The organism is Cognatishimia sp. 1_MG-2023 (assembly GCF_030548175.1).
Lineage (GTDB): Bacteria > Pseudomonadota > Alphaproteobacteria > Rhodobacterales > Rhodobacteraceae > Cognatishimia.
This window is the reverse complement of the sequence record NZ_JAUORX010000001.1, coordinates 605,913-627,686: the sequence shown is the minus strand read 5'-3', so window position 1 is coordinate 627,686 and position 21,774 is coordinate 605,913. Positions and strand designations below refer to the sequence as shown.

Annotated in this window: 20 protein-coding genes, 1 tRNA gene and 1 pseudogene; 18 read left to right on the top strand and 4 right to left on the bottom strand. The window is 55.3% G+C overall.

Translation table 11 applies throughout. The features are described from left to right. Together Q4544_RS03015 and carA are read right to left on the bottom strand one after the other, a co-directional pair. Positions 1-709: pseudogene (locus Q4544_RS03015) on the bottom strand (hypothetical protein); the annotation flags it as partial. 69 nt (positions 710-778) lie between these two features. Beyond that, complete coding sequence (carA, locus tag Q4544_RS03010) at positions 779-1,942, bottom strand: glutamine-hydrolyzing carbamoyl-phosphate synthase small subunit (protein WP_303503981.1); 1,164 nt, start codon at positions 1,940-1,942, stop codon at positions 779-781. Positions 1,943-2,130: 188 nt separating this feature from the next. On the opposite strand from carA, the gene Q4544_RS03005 reads away from it, so the two are divergent. The 7 genes from Q4544_RS03005 to Q4544_RS02975 all read left to right on the top strand — a co-directional run bounded on the left by Q4544_RS03005 (position 2,131) and on the right by Q4544_RS02975 (position 7,755). Continuing rightward, positions 2,131-2,589 carry a GatB/YqeY domain-containing protein gene (locus tag Q4544_RS03005; RefSeq protein ID WP_303503980.1) on the top strand — a complete coding sequence of 153 codons (459 nt, stop codon included), beginning with the start codon at positions 2,131-2,133 and terminating at the stop codon, positions 2,587-2,589. A gap of 177 nt (positions 2,590-2,766) precedes the next feature. Then, positions 2,767-2,841, top strand: a tRNA-Gln gene (locus Q4544_RS03000). Between the two features lie 258 nt (positions 2,842-3,099). Then, the gene (gene phnC, locus Q4544_RS02995; RefSeq protein ID WP_303503979.1) at positions 3,100-3,918 is read left to right on the top strand and encodes a phosphonate ABC transporter ATP-binding protein; all 819 of its coding nucleotides are present in this window, start codon (positions 3,100-3,102) and stop codon (positions 3,916-3,918) included. Positions 3,919-3,979: 61 nt separating this feature from the next. Then, the gene (gene phnD / locus Q4544_RS02990; RefSeq protein WP_303503978.1) at positions 3,980-4,888 is read left to right on the top strand and encodes a phosphonate ABC transporter substrate-binding protein; all 909 of its coding nucleotides are present in this window, start codon (positions 3,980-3,982) and stop codon (positions 4,886-4,888) included. A 70-nt stretch (positions 4,889-4,958) separates the two neighbouring features. Then, complete coding sequence (gene phnE / locus Q4544_RS02985; protein ID WP_303503977.1) at positions 4,959-5,843, top strand: phosphonate ABC transporter, permease protein PhnE; 885 nt, start codon at positions 4,959-4,961, stop codon at positions 5,841-5,843. Then, the gene (gene phnE, locus Q4544_RS02980; protein WP_303503976.1) at positions 5,840-7,141 is read left to right on the top strand and encodes a phosphonate ABC transporter, permease protein PhnE; all 1,302 of its coding nucleotides are present in this window, start codon (positions 5,840-5,842) and stop codon (positions 7,139-7,141) included. Before phnE (Q4544_RS02985) ends, phnE (Q4544_RS02980) begins: the two co-directional genes overlap by 4 nt. Continuing rightward, a complete protein-coding gene (locus Q4544_RS02975; protein ID WP_303503975.1) occupies positions 7,141-7,755 on the top strand; it encodes a chloramphenicol acetyltransferase in 615 nt (204 codons plus the stop codon). Before phnE (Q4544_RS02980) ends, Q4544_RS02975 begins: the two co-directional genes overlap by 1 nt. 3 nt (positions 7,756-7,758) lie before the next feature. Here Q4544_RS02975 and phnF read toward each other — a convergent pair whose 3' ends face one another. Then, positions 7,759-8,472 (bottom strand): phosphonate metabolism transcriptional regulator PhnF, encoded by a 714-nt coding sequence (gene phnF / locus Q4544_RS02970; protein ID WP_303503974.1) that lies wholly within the window; start codon positions 8,470-8,472, stop codon positions 7,759-7,761. Positions 8,473-8,564: 92 nt separating this feature from the next. Here phnF and phnG point away from each other — a divergent pair, with 92 nt between their 5' ends. The 8 genes from phnG (at position 8,565) to Q4544_RS02930 (ending at position 14,782) form a co-directional block, all read left to right on the top strand. Continuing rightward, the gene (gene phnG / locus Q4544_RS02965; RefSeq protein WP_303503973.1) at positions 8,565-9,020 is read left to right on the top strand and encodes a phosphonate C-P lyase system protein PhnG; all 456 of its coding nucleotides are present in this window, start codon (positions 8,565-8,567) and stop codon (positions 9,018-9,020) included. Further along, a complete protein-coding gene (gene phnH / locus Q4544_RS02960) occupies positions 9,020-9,580 on the top strand; it encodes a phosphonate C-P lyase system protein PhnH (protein ID WP_303503972.1) in 561 nt (186 codons plus the stop codon). Before phnG ends, phnH begins: the two co-directional genes overlap by 1 nt. Then, positions 9,580-10,668, top strand: a complete 1,089-nt coding sequence (locus tag Q4544_RS02955; RefSeq protein WP_303503971.1) for a carbon-phosphorus lyase complex subunit PhnI — start codon at positions 9,580-9,582, stop codon at positions 10,666-10,668. Before phnH ends, Q4544_RS02955 begins: the two co-directional genes overlap by 1 nt. Beyond that, a complete protein-coding gene (locus Q4544_RS02950) occupies positions 10,665-11,534 on the top strand; it encodes an alpha-D-ribose 1-methylphosphonate 5-phosphate C-P-lyase PhnJ (RefSeq protein ID WP_303503970.1) in 870 nt (289 codons plus the stop codon). The genes Q4544_RS02955 and Q4544_RS02950 overlap by 4 nt, the downstream gene beginning before the upstream one ends. Further along, positions 11,531-12,301: a phosphonate C-P lyase system protein PhnK gene (gene phnK, locus Q4544_RS02945; RefSeq protein ID WP_303503969.1), complete on the top strand. Its 771-nt coding sequence runs from the start codon at positions 11,531-11,533 to the stop codon at positions 12,299-12,301. The genes Q4544_RS02950 and phnK overlap by 4 nt, the downstream gene beginning before the upstream one ends. Before the next feature lie 4 nt (positions 12,302-12,305). Then, the gene (gene phnL, locus Q4544_RS02940; protein ID WP_303503968.1) at positions 12,306-12,989 is read left to right on the top strand and encodes a phosphonate C-P lyase system protein PhnL; all 684 of its coding nucleotides are present in this window, start codon (positions 12,306-12,308) and stop codon (positions 12,987-12,989) included. Continuing rightward, on the top strand, positions 12,986-13,528 hold the full coding sequence (gene phnN / locus Q4544_RS02935) for a phosphonate metabolism protein/1,5-bisphosphokinase (PRPP-forming) PhnN (protein ID WP_303503967.1): 543 nt from the start codon (positions 12,986-12,988) through the stop codon (positions 13,526-13,528). Before phnL ends, phnN begins: the two co-directional genes overlap by 4 nt. A 108-nt stretch (positions 13,529-13,636) precedes the next feature. Further along, positions 13,637-14,782 carry an alpha-D-ribose 1-methylphosphonate 5-triphosphate diphosphatase gene (locus Q4544_RS02930; protein ID WP_303503966.1) on the top strand — a complete coding sequence of 382 codons (1,146 nt, stop codon included), beginning with the start codon at positions 13,637-13,639 and terminating at the stop codon, positions 14,780-14,782. A gap of 28 nt (positions 14,783-14,810) precedes the next feature. Here the strand turns inward: Q4544_RS02930 and Q4544_RS02925 are convergent, their stop codons facing one another. Beyond that, positions 14,811-15,734, bottom strand: a complete 924-nt coding sequence (locus Q4544_RS02925) for a LysR substrate-binding domain-containing protein (RefSeq protein ID WP_303503965.1) — start codon at positions 15,732-15,734, stop codon at positions 14,811-14,813. Positions 15,735-15,834: 100 nt separating this feature from the next. Between Q4544_RS02925 and Q4544_RS02920 the strand changes: the two genes are divergently transcribed. The 3 genes from Q4544_RS02920 (at position 15,835) to Q4544_RS02910 (ending at position 21,726) form a co-directional block, all read left to right on the top strand. Next, on the top strand, positions 15,835-17,331 hold the full coding sequence (locus tag Q4544_RS02920) for an aldehyde dehydrogenase family protein (protein ID WP_303503964.1): 1,497 nt from the start codon (positions 15,835-15,837) through the stop codon (positions 17,329-17,331). A 146-nt stretch (positions 17,332-17,477) separates the two neighbouring features. Continuing rightward, positions 17,478-17,999 (top strand): winged helix DNA-binding protein, encoded by a 522-nt coding sequence (locus tag Q4544_RS02915; protein WP_303503963.1) that lies wholly within the window; start codon positions 17,478-17,480, stop codon positions 17,997-17,999. Positions 18,000-18,123: 124 nt separating this feature from the next. Next, positions 18,124-21,726 carry a hydantoinase B/oxoprolinase family protein gene (locus tag Q4544_RS02910; protein ID WP_303503962.1) on the top strand — a complete coding sequence of 1,201 codons (3,603 nt, stop codon included), beginning with the start codon at positions 18,124-18,126 and terminating at the stop codon, positions 21,724-21,726. Positions 21,727-21,774 lie beyond the last annotated feature (48 nt).

Here is a 21,774-nt window from a genome sequence, read left to right as displayed (position 1 = left end):
CAAACCGGCGACTCGCGAACAAAGCTGATATTTTCATTCCGGCAGACATGAATTGCATTGTAACGGCAATGAGCGTCAGTGCGGTGATCGCGACACCGGTTTTGAATTGAAACGCCGCAAATATCATTGCAGCACAAAGGGCAAATCCGATGTAGCGACGCCAAGGGGACCGCCCCCAACCGCGGCAGCTTTCTTCTGGTTTTACACAGGTTTCGCTGGCCAGCGCCAACTGAGTTTTGTGCCTGTTTGCGACATAGTTTTGAATTTGCTGTTCCGTGGCCAAGACAATGTGCGCATCTTGCGCCTCTAGGGGTAGCGTGCCCTGTATGGTGCCGAAATCTTCTGGACGGCTGGTGGCAATCGTCAACGCTCCGTTCAATCGAATCCACGGCACCAATGCATATTTCAGGCAAAGATCTGGTGGTATGATACCTTGTAGCCTGTCATCTGGCGGTGCTTGTTCAAGGTCCACCACATGCGTTCCAAAGTAGGGCGCCATAACGCGCAGCTGTTGTGCCTCGGTGATCCAACCCTTGCTCATAAGAATGTCGACAAGCGACGCATCCCAAAGCTTTTGCCGCGCCATAGCATAGAACAATTGCCAAGGCGCTATTGCGCCGTCCTCAAGCAAGCGCCGCCCAAGGCCGGTATGCCGATCTGGTTCGGATTGGTGAATCGACTCAAAGAATCGAAACCGTGAGTGCTGCATGAAAAACCCCTCAGCCTGCAAGCAGGGTGAGGGGTAGAACTTAAGTCTTCGTAAAAACCGAAAAGCGATTTAGGCCGCTTTGCGTGCATCCATATAGGCGGCAAAGCGTTCAAACAGGTAGAAGCTGTCTTGTGGTCCTGGGCTTGCTTCTGGGTGATGCTGTACAGAATAAACTGGGCGATCCGCGATGCGGATTCCGCAGTTGGAACCGTCAAACAAAGACGTGTGTGTTTCTTGAACACCGTCTGGCAGGGTTTGGCTATCAACCGCGAAGCCGTGGTTCATTGATGTGATCTCAACCTTACCAGTTTCGTGGTCTTTTACCGGATGGTTCGCACCGTGATGGCCGTGGTTCATCTTGATGGTCTTACCACCAAGCGCCAGCGCGAGCATTTGGTGACCCAAGCAGATACCAAAGACCGGCAAGTCTTTTTGTTCCAGAACCTTTTGGATCATTGGCACGGCATATTCGCCGGTCGCCGCAGGGTCGCCCGGGCCGTTTGACAGGAACACACCGTCAGGATTATGTGCCAAAACTTCTTCGGCAGTCGCGCTTGCAGGCAATACAGTTACGTCGCAACCCACAGACGCCAAGCAGCGCAGGATGTTGCGTTTTGCACCGAAATCGACGGCCACCACTTTATACTTAGGCGCGTCTTGCGTTGGGTAGCCATCTGGCCATGCCCACCGCATTTCGTTCCAACGATAGCTTTGCGCGCATGTCACGTCTTTGGCGAGGTCCAACCCTTCGAGACCCGCAAATGCACGGGCCTTTTCAACCAATGCGGCTACGTCAAATTTACCTTCTGGATCATGCGCTAGTGCAGCATGAGGTGACCCCTGCGCGCGAATGGCGCGGGTCAGGCGGCGGGTATCAACACCGCCGATGGCAATACGGTTCCGTGACGCAAGCCAGTCTGACAGGGTGCTGGTCGAGCGCCAGTTAGATGGTTCTGTCGGATCCCATTTCACAACCATGCCAGCGGCGACTGGATCGCCGGTTTCATCGTCTTCAGGTGTGACACCGGTGTTGCCGATATGTGGGAAGGTAAAGGTCACGATCTGGCCCGCATAAGACGGGTCTGTCATGATTTCCTGATAGCCGGTCATTGCTGTGTTAAAGCAAAGCTCGGCGGTCGTTTCCCCGACCGCTCCGAAACCGCGACCGTAGAAAACGGTCCCGTCAGCTAGAGCAAGACAAGCAGTTGGCGTGTTTGAAGGCACGTGGGCCATGGCAGCGACTCTCCGGGGTGTGGACAAATTGTCGGGAAATTAAGGCCAAGGCGGGTCGGCGTCAAGGTCTAGAACGTTAGTGAAAATTGTTGATTTTCAATAACTTAACTTTTTCCATCAAAGGTTGCGTCTCGCAACGCTATTCATTATGGTCCAAGCCTCTGTATGAGAATAGGGAATATTGCCAAATGAGCATGCGTACCACGATCACCGATGCGCTAAAGCAGGCCATGAAAGACCGGGCGGCTGATCGCCTGTCTACCTTGCGCCTTGTGAACGCCGCGATCAAAGATTTGGACATCGCCATGCGGGGCGACGGCAATGACGAAGGCGCGCAAGACGCTGATGTCCTTCAGATTTTGTCGAAGATGGTCAAGCAACGTCAAGAAAGCGCGCGCACCTACGAAGAGGGCGGGCGTTTGGATTTGGCTGAACGGGAAGTTGCCGAGATCGCAGTGATCGAAGAATTTCTTCCGCAAAAGCTGTCTGACGACGAAGTGGTTTCCGCAATTGACACAGCGATTGCAGAGGTTGGTGCAAGTTCTGTGCGCGACATGGGTAAAATCATGGGTGCGCTGAAAGCCAAGTACACCGGCCAAATGGATTTCGGTAAAGTTGGCGCCTTGGTCAAAGATCGCCTGAACTGAGGCCGTTAACCGCCAAACCAATTGAACCCAAAGGGAGCCTTACGGCTCCTTTTTTCGTTTTTGCCTGTAAAATAAAGCCGAAGTTTTGCGCAGTTAAAAAAAATTCATTTTCGAGAAAAAAATTGCTTTTCGGGTCTTGCGCAGGCGTAACACAAGTCGTATTCAGCGCACCACAGTTGGGGTGTAGCCAAGTGGTAAGGCAACGCTTTTTGGTAGCGTGTACCGTAGGTTCGAATCCTACCACCCCAGCCATTTTTCCTATATGCGAAGCAAGTTGAAGTTAAGCTTACCCAGCTATTGTGCTTGGTGGTCAGCCAAGACTTATACCTCACAATACTAATGGCTATGCGTGGAAGCTTCGCTCGCTTTTCGAAAGCCAGCTAAATTCGCAGAGAATGCATTTCATTACTGCGATAGGCCCAACACCCAACCGTTCATAAAAACTTCTTAAGTTCGATACAAAACTGATGCATGCACTGCTTATCAGACCCGCAACACGGGGATGATGACATGCTACGATTTGAGAATATCACAAAGTCTTTTGGCGCAAATACGGCGGTTCAATCGGCGTCTTTTGTTGTAGATAAGCCGATGATGATTGGCGTCATTGGGCGATCTGGTGCTGGTAAATCAACGCTGCTGCGAATCCTGAACCAATTAACAGACGCGACATCCGGTGAAATTACCTTTGACGGCACGGCCGTGACGGGCCTGCGTGGCGCTGAAAAACGTCGTTGGCAATCGCAATGTGCGATGATCTTTCAGCAGTTCAACTTGGTGCCACGTATGGATGTTGTTTCTAACGTTCTGCATGGCACGTTGAACCGACGCTCTACTTTGTCCACGATGTTTAATCTGTATCCAGATGAGGACATCCACCGCGCCATCAATATTCTAGAGCGCCTAGGGATTGCAGAGCACGCCCCCAAACGGGCAGAGGCTTTGTCTGGTGGTCAGCAACAGCGCGTCGCCATTGCACGTGCGCTGATGCAAGACCCACAGATCATTCTGGCAGACGAGCCTATCGCCTCGCTTGACCCTATGAACGCGCAGGTCGTTATGCAGTCCTTGCGCGACATTTACGAACAAGACGGCCGCATGGTCATCGCCAACCTGCACACTTTGGATACCGCGCGCCGTTACTGTGACCGCGTGATCGGTATGCGGGGCGGTAAGATTGTCTTTGATGGCACGCCTGACCAACTGACCACCGGCGTGGCCCGCGACATTTATGGTGCGGACGATAGCTTTTCTGAAGCAACCACATCCACCGAAATCGAAACATCCGAGCCGGGCAAGAAATTGCTGGCCGACGTCGTCGCGCAGTAGCGCCAACAGTTTTCCCTCGCACCCTCGTGTGGGGGTGCTTTTGACAAAAGAGAGACTTCAGATGAAAAAGATCATCGCACTTTCCCTAATCACAACAGCATTGTCCGGCGCAGCTTTTGCTGACGGCCATGCCATCGACGAATTCCGCATCGGCATTTTGGGGGGTGAAAATGCCCAAGACCGCATGAACAGCAACGAATGCCTGCGCAGTTCCATCGAAGAGGCGCTAGGCGTCCCAACCAAAATCTTCGCACCTGCTGACTACAACGGCGTGATCCAAGGCCTATTGGGCGGCACAATCGACCTGTCGCTGATGGGTCCATCCTCTTATGCAGCGGTTCATATTGCTGATGAAACCGCTGTGTCCCCGATCCTTGTCAAAGTGAACACTGACGGCTCTACAGGATACTACTCCATCGGTTTTGCCCGCGCAGATAGCGGCATCACCTCTTTGGAAAGCCTGAAAGGCAAAGTCTTTGGCTTCGGTGATCCAAATTCAACCTCTGGCTACCTGATCCCATCCATCGAGATTCCGCAAACAACTGGCGCGACAATGGAAAGCGGCGATTACTTTGGTGAGGTCAAGTTCACCGGCGGTCACGAACAAACAATCGTTGCAGTAAACAACGGTGATGTCGACGGTGGCGTGACCTGGTCTGATGGCCAAGGCAACTGGGAAGACGGCTACAACTTTGGCGCGCTGCGCAAAGCGGTGGACGCGGGCCTTGTTGATATGAACGATCTGGTGGAAATCTGGAGCTCAAAACTGATCCCGGGCGAGCCTGTGGTTCTGCGCAATGCGCTGCCAGATGATGTGCGCGCGAAAGTGACAAGCATCATTGATAACATTGGCGAAACGGACCCAGCCTGCGCAACCGCGATTGCCGGTGGCGAAGTCAGCGGTTTCGACCCAATCACCCATGACGCCTACACATCCATCGTTGGTGCGCGTTTGGCGAAGTCCAACTAAGCCGACGAAAAGTCAAACCATCTGCTGGCCCTAGACACTCTGGGGTCAGCTATTTTTGTAGGGGGCAAATATGGCGGAATCTTCGAATACTCAGGCCACTGCGACGGACCTAAGTGATGCCTATCTTGCGCAGATCAAATCCAAGCGCTTGATGAATGTCATCATGTTGATGCTGTTTATCGCTATGCTGGCTTCCGGGTTTTATGTGGCTGACAGCCGCAATGCTGGTGGGTTCTGGGACGGGCTGGGCAACATCTTTGACTTCCCTGCTGCTATGATGGGCGAGGCGATAGAGCGCGCTCCCCTGTTACCCGGCTTCCTTATCAAATATCTGCCTTCGCTCATCGAAACGATCAACATCGCCGCCGCGGCTACGCTGATTGGTGCGATGATTGGCTTGCTCATGTCACTGCTGGTAACACGTGGTCTTGCCCCCACACCATGGCTGGTCGGCCCGCTACGCCGCATCCTTGATGTTTTACGAGCGGTCCCGGAAATCGTGATTGCCTTGGTCCTGATCTTTATGCTGGGTGGCGGGCCGGTGCCTGCCATGATCGCAATCGCACTTCATACTGTGGGTGCCTTGGGCAAACTGTTTTCCGAAGTGAATGAAAACGCCTCGCTAAAACCCGTCGAAGGGTTGGCCTCGGTCGGTGCCAATTGGACGCAACGCATGTGGCTTGGCGTGATCCCACAAGTGGCTCCGAACTATCTTAGCTATGCTCTGTTGCGCTTTGAAATTAACATCCGTGCCTCGGCCATTCTCGGCTTTGTCGGGGCAGGGGGCATTGGCTACGACTTGCGGAACACGATGAGCTGGGGTGTCGGTAAATACGACGAAGCAGCCGCTATCTTTCTTCTCCTATTCCTCACTATTGTCGCCGTTGATCAGCTGTCCAGCCTGCTGCGCGATCGCCTGACCCACGGTGCAAAACGTTCAGAGGTGATCCTATGACCGCCACAACCCTGCAGATGAACACTGTCGCGCAATTCAGCCGCAAAAAGCGGATGACGATGGCCGTGCCCTTGGTGATCTTGGCCTATCTGGCCTACATCTTTGTGTCCTTTGACGTTGCCGGGCTTGGCGAACGTATGAATATTAATAACGCCCGCACGTTGGTGTCAGATACCTACAGCTACAAAACCCATGTGACGCAAAACAACCGCAATGGCGGCCTGTCCATTTCCATCGAAGGCGAAAGCAAGGGGGCCTACCCAAATGGGACCGCACCTGATTGGGTCACGCTGGGCCAAGACAGTACATTGGTTGATTTGGGTAAGGGCCATCTGATCACACTTGGCGCGCAGGTCAGCTACGACATTCCCGGCTATGGCCTGATAACAGCACGCCCCGACGGAACAGGCGTGAATGCCGTGTTCCCCGCTGGGGAATTGCCCAGCTACATCAACGCCTCAAAGAACCGCGTCATGATCAACACAGAAGCGGGACGTCTTACCATCACACGGGCACGCGCCGAGGTGTTCAAATACAGCCTTGGATGGGAGCTGTTCTTCTTCACGCTAGACAGCCCGTATCATGGCATGGGACCAATCAAGCTGCTGTCATCTGCTTTCAGCGGCGAAGCAGGTGCCATCTGGAATGACTTTACAAACAACAAGATGTGGCGGCATGGCGATGTTATGTGGGCGTTGCTTGAAACTTTGTTGATGGCCTTCTTGGGTACATTCGGCGCTGCAATCATCGCTTTGCCACTGGCGTTCCTCGCAGCACGCAACTTCACCCCGCTGGGTATATTCCGGTTCGCAGCGCGCCGCCTCTTTGACTTCCTACGCGGCGTAGATGGGTTGATCTGGACGATTGTTCTAAGCCGCGCATTTGGCCCGGGCCCACTCACAGGTGCGCTTGCGATCTTGCTGACAGACACCGGGTCTTTCGGAAAAATGTTCTCCGAAGCGCTTGAAAACGTGGATGACAAGCAGATCGAAGGGATCACAGCGACAGGTGCAAAACCCCTACAGCGTTACCGCTTTGGCGTGATGCCGCAGTTGATGCCGGTGCTTCTTAGCCAGGTGCTCTATTACTTAGAATCCAACACCCGGTCCGCCACGATCATTGGCACAATCACTGGCGGCGGCATTGGTTTGTTGCTGACCCAAGCCATCGCGACCCAAAAAGACTGGGAAGAAGTCACCTATTACATCGTTCTGATCATCCTATTGGTGATGGCGATGGATACGTTATCTGGTTGGCTTCGCCGTAAGCTGATCAAAGGGGACGAGGGCAGGCATTAATGGCACGTTTATCCGCAGAAACGCCCGTTCTTCACCCGGATTGCAGCGTCAACGACACGACGTTCGGCACCTATGTAGAGATCGGACAGGGCACACGTTTGGCGCATAGCCACATAGACGACTATTCTTACTGCGACCGCTTCTGTGACATCGCCAATGCCTCTGTTGGCAAGTTCTCGAACATTGCGTCCTACGTGCGAATTGGCGCAACAGATCACCCAATGGACAAGGCCAGCTTGCATCATTTCCATTACCGCTCGGCAGATTACTTTGACGATGCGACGCATGACGAAGGCTGGTTCGCCCACAGAAAAAACCGCCGTTGCGTGATTGGTCACGATACATGGCTAGGCCATGGCGCGCAGGTGCGCCCAGAGGTCACGATTGGACACGGCGCAGTTGTCGCAGGTGGCGCCATCGTCACCAAAGACGTGCCGCCCTATATGATCGTCGCGGGCATTCCGGCAGAGCCCTTACGCGGCCGGTTTAAAACGGATATTTCAGACCGGCTAATGGCCTTGGCATGGTGGGATTGGCCGCACGATCAACTACGACAGGCTCTAACCGATTTCCGCGCCCTCAGCGCCGAAGCTTTTCTGGAACGCTACGAATAGGCGTCACAGATCGGCAAGCGTCAGTGTCACCTTATCCCCCGCAAACCAAGTGTGCCCCAATTCAATTGGGGTACCATCCGCAGATACATTCACCCCAATCGTTCGTAGAATAGGCGCATGTTCCGAGATTTGCAGATGCAGTGCTTGGGTGGCCGTGGCCAGCTTTGCATTCACGCGAGTAGAGGCGCGGGTGTAATCCGTGACACCGCATTTCTCTAGCGCAGTGGTAATAGAGGGATCATCCCGTAGATGATCCAACAACGCAGGGAGCGGTTCGGCCGGAAAGACACTGCGAAACAACGCGATAGGTTGGTTTTCCCGCAGCGAAAGCCCTTCGTGCACATGCACCAGCGCATCTGCAGTTAACTGTAGTGCCTCGATCTCTGCAGCTTTCGCCACGCGGGTATCCTGCATCAGGATCGTCTTGGCGGGCCGATGCCCCGCCGCCCGCAGGTTTTCATGATACCGGACCCGCCGCCCAATGGGGTAATCCGTTGGCGTAGAAGTCACGAAAACCCCGGCACCACGCCTTGCATGCACTAGCCCCTCGTCAGCCAAAGCCGTGATCGCGTGACGCACCGTATGGCGGTTCACACCAAAGCGCGTCGCAAGCGCGGCCTCTGTCGGAAGCTTGTCACCAGCGTTGTACTGGCCATCCGCGATTTCGCTGCGCAACGACAGGGCGATGGCTTTCCAGATTGGGGTGCGTTGGGTCATGTCATTGAAACTTCATACTTCGAAGGATTGGCAGAATCGGAGTGATATCCTATGATTTGTATAGTTGTATAGTATATGCGGAAGTTGTCTAGATGAATATGATGAGCGATCTGAATGCCCCTCGAAAAGCGTGGCTCGGTCTGCTGGCAAAATCGCCTGCTGCGGATGTGGCCCGCCTATGGGCAATGCTGACCATTGCGCCGGATCATACAGTTTTGCGCGGGCCAGAGATTGGTAGCGTCATGGTGCGTGGCCGGGCAGGCGCAGTTGGTGCCGCCTTCAATCTAGGGGAAATGACCGTCACCCGCGCCTCGGTCAAACTCTCTGATGGAACGATTGGTCATGGCTATGTCCAAGGGCGCAACCAGGACCACGCGCTTCAGGCCGCACAGATTGATGCGCTCATGCAAACCGATGCGGCGGATGTCGTAGAGGCCACCGTTTTGGGGCCACTGCGCCTCGCCGCGACAAACCGCAAATCAGATCGCGCAGCCAAAGCCGCCGCCACCAAAGTCGATTTCTTTACCATGGTCCGAGGAGAAGATTGATGCAGGCTCAGTTACTCGAAGGCGGCTTTGCTGACCTACCCGTCGATGCATCACACACATTTCGCGCGGTGATGACAGCCATGGCCCGCCCGGGCGACATCATGGATGTAGCAGGCGCAAAACCACCGTCTCCACTAAGCACCGCCTGCGGTGCGGTGCTACTCACGCTCTGCGATCCAGACACGCCAATCTACTTGGGCACAAGTCACAACACCCCTGAAGTACGCGATTGGATCACCTTTCACACAGGCGCGCCGTTTTCCGATGTAGAAAACGCCACCTTCGCCATCGGCACATGGCAGGCGCTGCCGCTTTCAGAATTCGCGATTGGCACGCCGGAATACCCGGACCGCTCTGCCACCTTGATCGTTGAAACAGCTGACCTGTCTAACGCCGGCACCACCCTAAAAGGACCGGGGATCAAGGATCAGGCGCAGCTATCGCTGCCAGAACAGCAAGCCTTTCAAGCCAACGCAGCGCTCTTCCCGCTGGGTCTTGATTTCATTTTCACCAGTGGCAATCGCCTTGCGGCATTGCCCCGAACCACAAAGGTAAGCTGATGTATGTTGCTGTAAAGGGCGGCGAACGGGCGATTGACAACGCCCACGCATGGTTGGCCGAAGAACGGCGCGGGGATACCTCTGTGCCCGAACTCACCGTCGCGCAAATCCGCGAACAAATGGCGCTGGCCGTCAATCGCGTCATGGCCGAAGGGTCGCTTTATGATCCAGACCTCGCGGCCTTGGCTATCAAACAAGCGCGCGGCGACCTGATCGAAGCGATCTTCCTGATCCGCGCCTATCGCACCACACTGCCACGCTTTGGTGGATCAACTGCAATCGACACCGAAAATATGTCCTGCGATCGCCGCATATCCGCGACATTCAAGGATGCGCCGGGTGGCCAAGTCTTAGGCCCGACCTTTGACTACACGCACCGTCTGCTTGATTTCAAACTGGCCGCAGATGGCGAGGCCACCGATGTGCCGGTCGATACCCCCAATCAGGACACAACCCCACATATCATGTCCTTTCTGGATCAAGAGCAGCTGATCCAATCAGAACCTGCGGGCGATGATACCCCGCCTGATCTCACACGCACACCGCTCGAATTGCCTGCAACCCGGGCGTTGCGTTTGCAATCGCTCACTCGTGGCGACGAGGGCTTTATCCTTGGTATGGCCTATTCCACCCAACGCGGTTACGCGCGCAACCACGCCTTTGTGGCAGAGCTGCGCATCGGGACAGTTCCCGTTGAAATGGAAATACCCGAACTTGGCTTCGCCATAGACGTTGGCGAAATCACGGTCACAGAATGCGAAACAGTGAACCAGTTCCAAGGGTCGAAAACACAACCGCCACAGTTCACACGCGGCTATGGTTTGGTCTTTGGCATGACAGAACGCAAAGCCATTTCAATGGCGCTGGTTGACCGTGCTCTCCGTTGGAAAGAACTGGGCGAAGACAACCTTGGCGCGCCTGCTCAAGACGAAGAATTCGTTTTGTATCATAGCGATAACATCCAAGCGACCGGCTTCTTAGAGCATATCAAGCTGCCGCATTACGTCGATTTCCAATCCGAACTTGAATTGATCCGCAAGCTGCGCTGCGAGGCGCAAGCCAACCTTACGCAGGAGGCAGCAGAATGAGCGATTATAACTTCGCCTATCTGGACGAGCAAACCAAACGGATGATCCGGCGCGCCATCCTAAAAGGTCTGGCAATCCCCGGTTATCAGGTGCCCTTTGCCAGCCGCGAAATGCCTATGCCCTATGGGTGGGGCACTGGCGGTGTGCAGGTATCAGCGGCCGTTCTGACGCCAGAAGACACGCTCAAAGTCATCGACCAAGGTGCTGATGACACCACCAACGCGGTATCAATCCGCCGGTTTTTCGAAAAAACAGCAGGTGTGCAGGTGACAGAGGCCACGACAGACGCCAGCGTCATCCAAACCCGCCACCGTATCCCAGAACAAGACCTGCGCGCGGATCAAATCTTGGTCTATCAAGTGCCGATCCCAGAACCGCTGCGCTTTCTCGAACCTTCAGAGGTTGAAACGCGCAAGATGCACAGTCTCGAAGAATATGGCCTGATGCATGTGAAGCTCTACGAAGACATCAGTCAGCATGGCGACATCGCTACGGCCTATGCCTATCCGGTCAAAGTCGAAGGGCGCTATGTGATGGACCCATCGCCAATCCCGAAATTCGACAATCCAAAACTGGAAATGGCCGGCATTCAACTATTCGGCGCTGGGCGTGAACAACGCATTTACGCGATCCCGCCCTACACACAGGTCGTTAGCCTCGATTTCGACGACTACCCATTCCAAGCCAGCAAAGCAGATCACGCCTGTGACCTTTGCGGCGCAAAAGACAGCTACTTGGACGAGCTGATCGTCGATGACCAAGGCGGCCGCGTGTTCATGTGTTCTGACACCGATTATTGCAGCACACGCCGTGCGCAGGGCCATGTGGGCGCACAAGGCTCCCCCATTCAAGAGGACGCAGCATGACCCCGCTTTTACAGGTTGAAAACCTAGCTAAATTCTACGGCCCACGCATTGGCTGCACGGATGTTTCACTAGATCTCTATCCGGGCGAAGTCATGGGCATCGTCGGCGAAAGCGGTTCTGGCAAATCAACGCTTCTGAATTGCTTAGCCGGTCACCTAACGCCAGACCGTGGTGCCGTCCGCTTTGACACCCGCGCCGATGGTCTACGCGACACCGTCACAATGTCAGAGCCAGAGCGCCGGATGCTCAGCCGCACCGATTGGGCTTTTGTGCATCAACACGCCCGCGACGGACTGCGCATGAACGTTAGTGCTGGCGGCAATGTGGGCGAGCGGCTCATGGCCGTGAATGCGCGTCACTACGGCGCAATCCGTGACGAGGCGATTGATTGGCTCGGTCGTGTCGAAATCACCGAAGACCGCATAGATGATCGCCCCACCGCCTTTTCCGGTGGCATGCAGCAACGTCTGCAAATTGCGCGGAACTTGGTTACCGGTCCGCGACTGGTGTTTATGGACGAACCAACAGGCGGATTAGACGTTTCCGTCCAAGCACGGCTGCTTGATCTTCTGCGCAGCCTCGTGCGTGAAATGAACCTAAGCGCGATCATCGTTACCCATGATCTCGCCGTTGTGCGCCTCTTGGCGGATCGCTTGATGGTTATGAAGGATGGGCATGTGATCGAAACCGGCCTGACCGATCAGGTGCTAGACGATCCGCAACACGCCTATACCCAGCTCCTTGTTTCCTCTGTTTTGCAGGTTTGATCCCATGATTTCTATCGAGAACGTTTCAAAATCCTTTGTCCTGCACAATCAGGGCGCCGCAAACATCTCTGTCATGCAAGCGGCCTCGTTGCAGGTCGCACCAGGCGAATGTGTTGCTCTCACCGGAGCCTCAGGTGCAGGCAAATCCACATTGATGCGGATGATCTACGGGAACTATCTAACCGAAACTGGCCGGATCATGATCGGCGACGTGGATGTCGCCCGCGCAGCCCCGCGCGAGATCATTCAACTGCGCCGCCGCACCCTTGGTTACGTCAGCCAGTTCCTGCGTGTCGTCCCGCGCGTGTCAACGCTTGACGTGGTTGCAGAACCCTTGCTGGTCACAGGAACCCCACAGGACAAGGCACTTCGTACAGCCCAAGACTTGCTCGCACGGCTCAATATCCCTGAACGTCTCTGGTCCCTTAGCCCAACAACATTCTCGGGCGGTGAACAGCAACGCGTCAACATCGCGCGCGGCTTTTCCTATCCATATCCCGCGTTGTTGCTAGATGAACCGACCGCCAGTCTTGATCCAACAAACCGCGCAACGGTGCTTGAGATGATCAAAGAGGCAAAAGCACGTGACGCTGCCATCATCGGTATCTTCCACGACCACGCCGCCCGCGACGCGATTTGTGATCGGCAGGTCGACATGACCCAATATACACCGGGACTAGCAGCATGAGCGGACGGTTCATCGCAGTCGTCGGCCCGTCTGGCGTTGGCAAAGACAGCGTCATGGAGGCCATGGCTGCCCGCGATCCCCGCATTGCCCTAGCACGCCGAGTCATAACACGACCCAGCGCAGCAGGAGGCGAAGATTTCGATGGTGTCACCACCGCAGAATTCAAAGCCCAAGAGACCGCAGGGCAATTTGCCCTAAGCTGGGAAGCACATCAAATGCACTATGCGATCCCAATGTCGGTGAATGCCTTGCTGCAAGCAGGGCTGGATGTTTTAGCCAACCTCTCTCGTTCCGCGCTCTTGCCCGCGATGAAGCAATTCGAACGCCTTGAAATCATCCACCTCACCGCCAAACGGGACGTCCTTGCAGAACGCCTAGCCGCTCGCGGACGCGAAACCAAAACCGAAATCCTGCACCGCCTTGATCGCGCACCTTTAACGCTGCCCGATGGCCTCACCGCGTGGAATATCGACAACAGCGGCCCGTTGGATCGAACAGTCCAAACCGCGCTTGATCATCTTTATGGCTCAGGAGCGTAACAATGGCATCCCTTCGCACCCGACACTTGCAAAAAGCGAAAGCATTTCATTCAATTGTGATCTTTCCATCGTACAATTTCACTTCCTCAAATTTCGCGTGACCCTGACATGACCCAGCAAACAATTTTCGCCAATGCCAACCTGGTTTTGAACGACGAAGTCGTCACAGGCTCTTTGGTCGTTCAGGATGGATTGATCACCGACATCGACAGCGGCTCTTCGGTTCCACCCAGTGCCATTGATCTGGGTGGCGACTACCTCGCGCCGGGATTGGTGGAGCTGCACACTGATAACCTAGAACGCCACTTAGCTCCGCGTCCAAAAGTCGATTGGCCCTATCGCGCCGCGATCTTGGCGCATGACCGCGAGCTCGCAGGAACTGGGATCACCACCGTATTTGACGCGATCCGCGTTGGCTCAATCGTATCGGGTCAAAGCAAACGCTATGGCAAATATGCCCGCAGAATGGCAGACGAAATCCTCGCAATGCGCGAACAGGGGCAACTGCGGATCAGTCACCACATTCACCTGCGTGCCGAGATTTGCTCAGAAACGCTTGTCGCGGAATTCGATGAGTTTTCAGCAGAGGACCGTATCGGCATCGTCTCGATGATGGATCACACCCCTGGCCAACGCCAATTCGCAGACCTGTCAAAATTCGAAACCTATGTGCGTGGCAAATACAGCTTCGGAGACCAAGAATATCGCGACTACGTCGATTTCCTCTATAGCCTACAAGCACAATACGGCGCCGACCACGAGGCCGCCACCGTCGCTGCCGCCAAACGCTTAGGCGCAACGCTCGCAAGCCACGACGACACCACCGCAGATCAAGTTGCCGCCAGCCATGCCTATGGCGTCACGATTGCCGAATTCCCAACAACCGTCGCCGCAGCGCAGGCTTGTCATGAAAATAACATCGCCACCATCATGGGCGCACCAAACCTCATCCGGGGTGGCTCGCATTCCGGCAATGTCGCAGCCGCCGAACTGGCGCAACTGGATCGCCTCGACATCTTGTCATCAGATTACGTGCCAGCAGGGCTTTTGATGGCAGCCGTTCAACTGGGGGACATCTGGGGCAACCTTGCGCGCGGCATGACAACCGTCACCTCCCAACCTGCCAAAGCCGTCGGGCTAACGGACCGGGGCACGCTGGAAATAGGGGGCAGGGCAGACCTCATCCGCTTCTCTGTTTTCGACGGCACACCCGTCCTCCAAGAAACATGGAGCGCAGGAAATCGCGTGGCCTAATCCGCCGCCTATAGGGTCTTAGCCCGCATCAAACACGCTGTGTCACCTGCTTTCGAACCCAAGCTGCAAAAGCCGCAGCTAGCGGGTTCGGCACAGCAGTCGGCGTTGCTATAAAGTAGTTCTGGTTGGGCGAATTCGGCACAGAGGCAAGCCTGACCAACGTGCCCGCCGCCAGCTCATCTTCGATCAAATAGGTGGGCAATATCGCAGCCCCCAAACCCGAAATCGCCGCAGAGATGACAAGCGAAAACTGATCAAAATAACTGCTCTGGTTCTTTGACCCTACGCGCGAGCTTTGCCCCTTTAGAAACGCATCCCAAAGATGGGGGCGTGATGAAATATGCAGAAGCGGCAGGGCGCTCATGTCTGGATGCTCTGGGTCTGCTTGTTGGCGAAGCAGCTCAGGCGCTGCAACAACCACCAAATCTTCGGGACACAGCGGAGTAATTTGCGCTCCGGGCCACTCCGGCGCGCCAAAATGTATCGCCAAATCAACACCTTCTTCGATCAAATCAAACGGTTCCGACCGCGTTTGCAGCACAAGACAAATGTCGGCGTGAACTTGTTTGAAATCCACCAGCCGTGGAACAAGCCAACGTGTTGCAAAGGTGGGTAAGGCAGAAATCGTTAAGACATTCTGTGCCTCACCCGCAGCAACCGCCTGAAACACACTGCGGCGCAACTGCGTAAGGTTCTGCGCAATATCTTTGGCAAACCGTTGTCCCGCATGGGTCAATCGCACACCACGCCCTTCGCGCCGAAACAGCGCCGCGCCGATCTGATCCTCTAGGTCTTTGACCTGTCGGCTGACGGCCCCCTGTGTCAGCCCCAGCTCTTCAGCCGCAGCAGTGAAACTTTCGTGTTTGGCCGCGGCCTCAAAACACCGAAGAACAGAGAGGCTGGGCAGATGAGCGTTTGACGACAATTGATTTAATCCATGAGTTTTATTCACTGATACAATCAGTTTTCATGTATTTTTATGCAGGTCAAGCTACGGTAATATGGGCAATACATATGAAGGCTTGCCATTTCACGGCCTAGGGGAGAACACGATGGAACATACTCAGGTACTACAGGCGCTTGGATTTCAACCGCATGAACTGGAGGGCGGCTCCCTAAACGTCGTCTCGCCCATTGATGGCCAGCGCGTGGCGCAAGTCAAAGAAACCACCGTGCCGCAGGTGTCCGACGCAATCGCACTGTCAAAAACCGCCTTTAAAGAATGGCGCACCGTACCAGCCCCCCGTCGCGGCGAGCTGATCCGCCTGCTGGGCGAAGAACTGCGCGCCGCAAAATCAGAACTAGGCGCATTGGTCACCTTAGAAGCCGGGAAAATCACCTCCGAAGGTTTGGGTGAAGTCCAAGAGATGATCGACATCTGCGATTTCGCTGTCGGGTTATCGCGGCAACTATATGGCCTCTCCATTGCATCCGAACGTCCCGGCCATAAGATGACAGAAACCTGGCATCCTGTCGGTCCAGTGGGTGTGATTTCGGCGTTTAACTTCCCTGTCGCCGTTTGGTCATGGAACGCAGCCCTTGCGATTGTTTGCGGCAATCCGGTCATCTGGAAACCATCCGAAAAGACGCCACTGACAGCCTTGGCCTGCCAGAAAATCTTTGATCGGGCCTTGGCGCGGTTCGGCGATGCACCGGATGGTCTAAGCCAAGTCATCATTGGCGGCGCAGACATTGGCGAGGCCTTGGTTGCGTCAAAAGATGTGCCTATCCTATCCGCCACAGGCTCAACCCGCATGGGCAGCATCGTGGGGCCAAAAGTGGCCGCTCGCTGGGGGCGACCAATCTTAGAGCTTGGCGGCAACAACGCCATGATCGTGGCTCCATCGGCAGATTTGGAAATGGCCGTTCGTGCAATTGTCTTCTCTGCCGTTGGCACGGCGGGGCAACGGTGCACATCGCTGCGGCGCTTGATCGTGCACAAGTCGCTAAAAACCGAATTGGTCGCAAAACTTGCCAAAGCCTATGCGTCATTGCCAATCGGTGATCCCCGCAAAGAGGGCACGCTCATTGGCCCGCTTGTCGACCAAGCCGCCCTGGAGGCCATGCAGCAATCCCTTGAAAACGCAACAGCCGAAGGCGGCAAGGTGCATGGCGGCGCGCCTGTCCACGATAATGTTCCAAACGGCGCCTATGTCGCGCCAGCCTTGGTGGAAATGCCGGACCAAACGGCAACGGTGAAACACGAAACCTTTGCGCCCATTCTCTACGTCATGGAATATGACACGCTAGACGAGGCGATAGAGATGCAAAACGACGTCCCCCAAGGCCTGTCATCTTGCATCTTTACTTTAAACCTGCGCGAGGCAGAGACATTCCTATCAGCCAGCGGGTCAGACTGCGGCATTGCCAATGTAAACATTGGCCCGTCTGGTGCAGAAATCGGCGGTGCCTTTGGTGGTGAAAAAGAAACCGGCGGTGGCCGTGAATCCGGCTCGGACGCATGGAAAGGCTACATGCGGCGCCAAACCTCGACCGTAAACTACTCAGCAGAACTACCACTCGCACAGGGCGTTAAGTTCGATATTTAGCTAAGTCAGGGAAACGCAAAACCATGCGTTTCCCGAATAGACAAACGCATGCAGCCAAAAGAAGCGTGACCTAAACACCGTTTGAACTGGAACTAACCTCAGCATTTTATATGCTAAACGCCAACGATATGCTGAGGTGAAGCCAAATGAATGACGCCCCCAACCCCAAACGCCGCATTGTGTCTTCTCGTCATTTGGCCGACGGAGAGGGGTGGGAAGTGTCAGAAATCGAATTTGGCATGATTGTCGCCTACAATGCGTTTTCCCGTTGGACCACCCGCTGCATGTCAGCCGCCGGCAACACAGACCTCACACCCTTGGAAATCCTTGTCCTGCACAACACCAATCACCGCGGCCGGGACAAACGGCTGACCGACATTTGCTTCCTGCTCAATATCGAAGATACCCATACCGTTAACTATGCGCTTCGAAAGCTGTTGAAGATGGGACTTTTGTCCAACGAAAAACGCGGCAAAGAGGTGTTCTATAAAACGTCCGATGCCGGCGAACAGCTTTGCGACGCCTACCGCGAAGTACGCGAAAGATGCCTGCTGGATGTGATGAACCGTATGGATATGTCCGGCGAGGAAATGCGCGAAATCGCCGCTAACCTGCGCACGATGTCTGGGCAATACGACCAAGCAAGCCGCGCAGCTGCATCACTATAAGCCCCACTCCGAGCAAAGGGATAAAGATCGCCAACGCAATCAACGGTGCTGCTCCCCTTCATAACGTTGACAATTTGTCAGCGTTATACTCATATCTGCGAGCAAGACACCCAAGGAGCAGACGATGGAAACGGCCAACAAAAACAAATGGCAATTTTGGGTTGACCGTGGCGGCACGTTCACTGACATCGTTGCGCGCCGCCCAGATGGGCAATTGGAAACGCACAAACTGCTCTCTGAAAACCCCGAGATGTATCCAGATGCCGCCGTGCATGGGATCAAGTCAATGCTTGGCGTGACAGGGGCCGAAGACGTCCCAAAAGGGCGCATTTCAGCCGTGAAAATGGGAACAACCGTCGCCACCAATGCGCTGCTTGAACGCAAGGGCGAGCGCACTCTGCTTCTGATTACCAAAGGCTTCGGTGATCTTCTGCGGATTGGCTATCAGAACCGGCCGGATCTTTTTGATCTGGAAATCAAACTCCCCGAATTGCTGTATGAAAACGCCATCGAAGTAGACGAGCGCGTCAGTGCAGACGGCGAGGTCGTATCTCCGTTGGACACAGAAAGCGCCCAAGAAGCTCTGACCAAAGCCTATGCAGACGGCTACCGATCCGTCGCAATCGCACTAATGCACGGCTACCGTTTTACCGATCACGAAACCCGCCTCGGCGAAATGGCACGACAAACCGGCTTTACTCAAGTCTCACTCAGCCACGAGGCAAGCCCGCTAATCAAACTGGTCTCCCGCGGTGATACAGCCGTAGTGGATGCATACCTCTCGCCAATCCTGCGCCGTTATGTCGAACAAGTGGCCAACGCCCTGCGCACATCTGACGGCGGATGCGATAGCCTGATGTTCATGCAATCCAACGGCGGCCTCACAGACGCGCGCCTTTTCCAAGGCAAAGACGCCATCCTATCCGGCCCAGCCGGTGGCGTTGTTGGCATGGTTCGCACAGCAGCCGAACACGGTTTTGATCGCCTGATTGGCTTTGACATGGGCGGGACCTCAACCGACGTCTGCCACTACGCAGGCGAATTTGAACGCTCCTTTGAAACAGAAGTCGCCGGAGTGCGCATGCGCGCCCCGATGATGTCCATTCACACCGTCGCGGCGGGTGGTGGCTCGATCCTGTCCTACCGTGATGGCCGCATGCAAGTCGGCCCGGAAAGCGCAGGTGCCAACCCCGGACCAGCCGCCTACCGTCGTGGCGGCGAATTGACCGTAACGGATTGCAACGTCCTGCTTGGCAAATTGCAGCCATCCGAATTCCCATCAGTCTTTGGCCCCAACGGGGATGAACCCCTTGATGTGGACGTGGTGCGTGAGAAATTCCAAACACTCGCCGCTGAAATCGGTGGTGGTAAATCCGTCGAAGACATCGCCGAAGGTTTCTTGCGGATCGCCGTTGAAAACATGGCCAACGCAATCAAAAAGATCAGCGTGCAACGGGGATACGATGTCACCAAATACACGATGAACTGCTTTGGCGGGGCAGGCGGACAACACGCCTGCCTAGTGGCTGATGCACTGGGCATGGAAAGCATCTTTATCCACCCATTTGCTGGCGTCCTATCTGCCTTTGGCATGGGGCTGGCAGACGTCCGCGCCATCCACGAATATCAATTCGCAGCCCCCATCGAAGACGCCGAAGCTGCCAAACGCGCCTTAGAAACGCTGACCGAAAAAGCCAAAGCCGAAGTCGCCGCACAAGGCATTGATCCGAACAACATCCGCACAGTCTCCGTGGCCCACATCCGCACAGACGGTGCGCATCAAACGCTCGAAGTCCCCTTTGGCACGCCAGAACAGATGACACTGAGCTTTAACAAAGCCCATCAGCAACGCTTTGGTTTCGTTCCAGAATACGCGACCCTAATCATCGACCTTTTGACCGCAGAGGCGATTGGTTCAACCGGTGAAACCGTCACAATCGACACAGCGCCCATCACACGCAGCACCCCGAAAACCGCCCCAATGTTCAGCCAGGGCGAATGGGTTGATGTCCCCCTTGTAGATCGCTCAACGCTCGCAATTGGCGAAACCGTAGATGGCCCCGCTATCCTAACAGAGCCAACCGGCACCAACGTGTTAGAGCAAGGCTGGCAAGCAGAAGCCACAACAGGCGGAAACTTGATCCTGCGGCGGGTCGTGGCCCTTGATCGCAAAGAAGCCATCGGAACAACCGTTGATCCCGTTATGCTAGAGGTCTTTAACAACCTGTTCATGTCGATTGCCGAGCAAATGGGGGCGACACTCGCCAACACGGCTTATTCCGTGAATATCAAAGAACGCTATGATTTCTCATGCGCGATCTTTGACGCAAACGGTGACCTCGTCGCAAACGCACCGCATGTGCCTGTCCATCTTGGGTCTATGTCCGAAAGCGTGCGCATCGTCCTTGCGCAGAACGCAGGCAAAATCCGCCCCGGCGACGTCTTTATGATGAACAACCCATACAATGGGGGCACGCATCTGCCAGACGTCACCGTCATCACACCTGTGTTTGATGATCAGGGCGAAAGCATCATCTACACCGTCGCATCGCGGGGCCATCACGCTGACATCGGCGGCAAAACCCCGGGCTCCGCACCGCCTGACAGCCGCCATATCGAAGAAGAAGGCGTGTTGATTGATAACGTCCGTCTCGTCAAAGAGGGCGTTCTACAGGAGGCAGCAGCCCGCGCGCTCTTGTCATCGGGCAAATACCCTTGTCGCAACATTGATCAGAACATGGCCGATTTGGCAGCACAGGTCGCCGCGAACTCGACTGGGGTTGTCGAACTGACCAAGATCACCCGTCAATTCGGATTGAACGTTGTACATGCCTACATGGGCCACGTTCAAGCCAATGCCGAAGAAAGCGTGCGCCGCGTGCTCGACGTTTTACGCGACAGTCGCTTCACCTATCCCATGGACAGCGGCGCGCAGATTAAGGTGGCGATTTCCGTGGATAAAACCGCGCGCGAAGCCACAATTGATTTCACCGGTACCTCCCAACAGGACCCGTTCAACTACAACGCACCACTCGCAATTTGCCGCGCGGTTGTTCTTTATGTCTTTAGAACATTGGTTGGCTCAAACATCCCAATGAACGAGGGCTGCCTAAAGCCGCTGAATCTCATCGTTCCAAAGGGAACCATGATCAATCCCCAAGCCCCAGCGGCCGTAATCTCAGGCAACACCGAGGTCAGCCAATCAATCGCCGACACGCTCTATGGCGCGCTGGGCGTGATCGCGGGCAGCCAAGGGACCATGAACAATTTCGTCTATGGCAACGATGAGTTCCAAAACTACGAAACCATCTGCGGCGGCACAGGCGCGGGCGATGGCTTTGCCGGGGCAAGCGCCGTGCACAGCCATATGACAAACACCCGCATGACCGATCCAGAGGTGCTGGAAACGCGCTTTCCCGTCCGCGTCGACGAGTTCTCGATCCGCCAAAATTCAGGCGGCAAAGGCAAATTCAATGGCGGCGACGGCATCGTGCGTGCCCTGCAATTCCTAGAACCGATGACCGTCACCGTCTTGTCCTCTCACCGTGTAACCCGCCCGCATGGCGTGGACGGTGGCCAAGAAGGCGCAGCAGGCATCAACAGCGTCATTCGCAAGGACGGCACCAAAGAAAGCCTAAAAGGCAATGACGAGGCCGAAATGAATCCGGGGGATGTCTTTGTTCTCATGTCTCCGGGAGGTGGGGGCTTCGGTAACCCAGCAAAGTAACCAACGCGCTGTAAAACCGAGAAAACCGTCTCAATTTTTTTGGCGCGG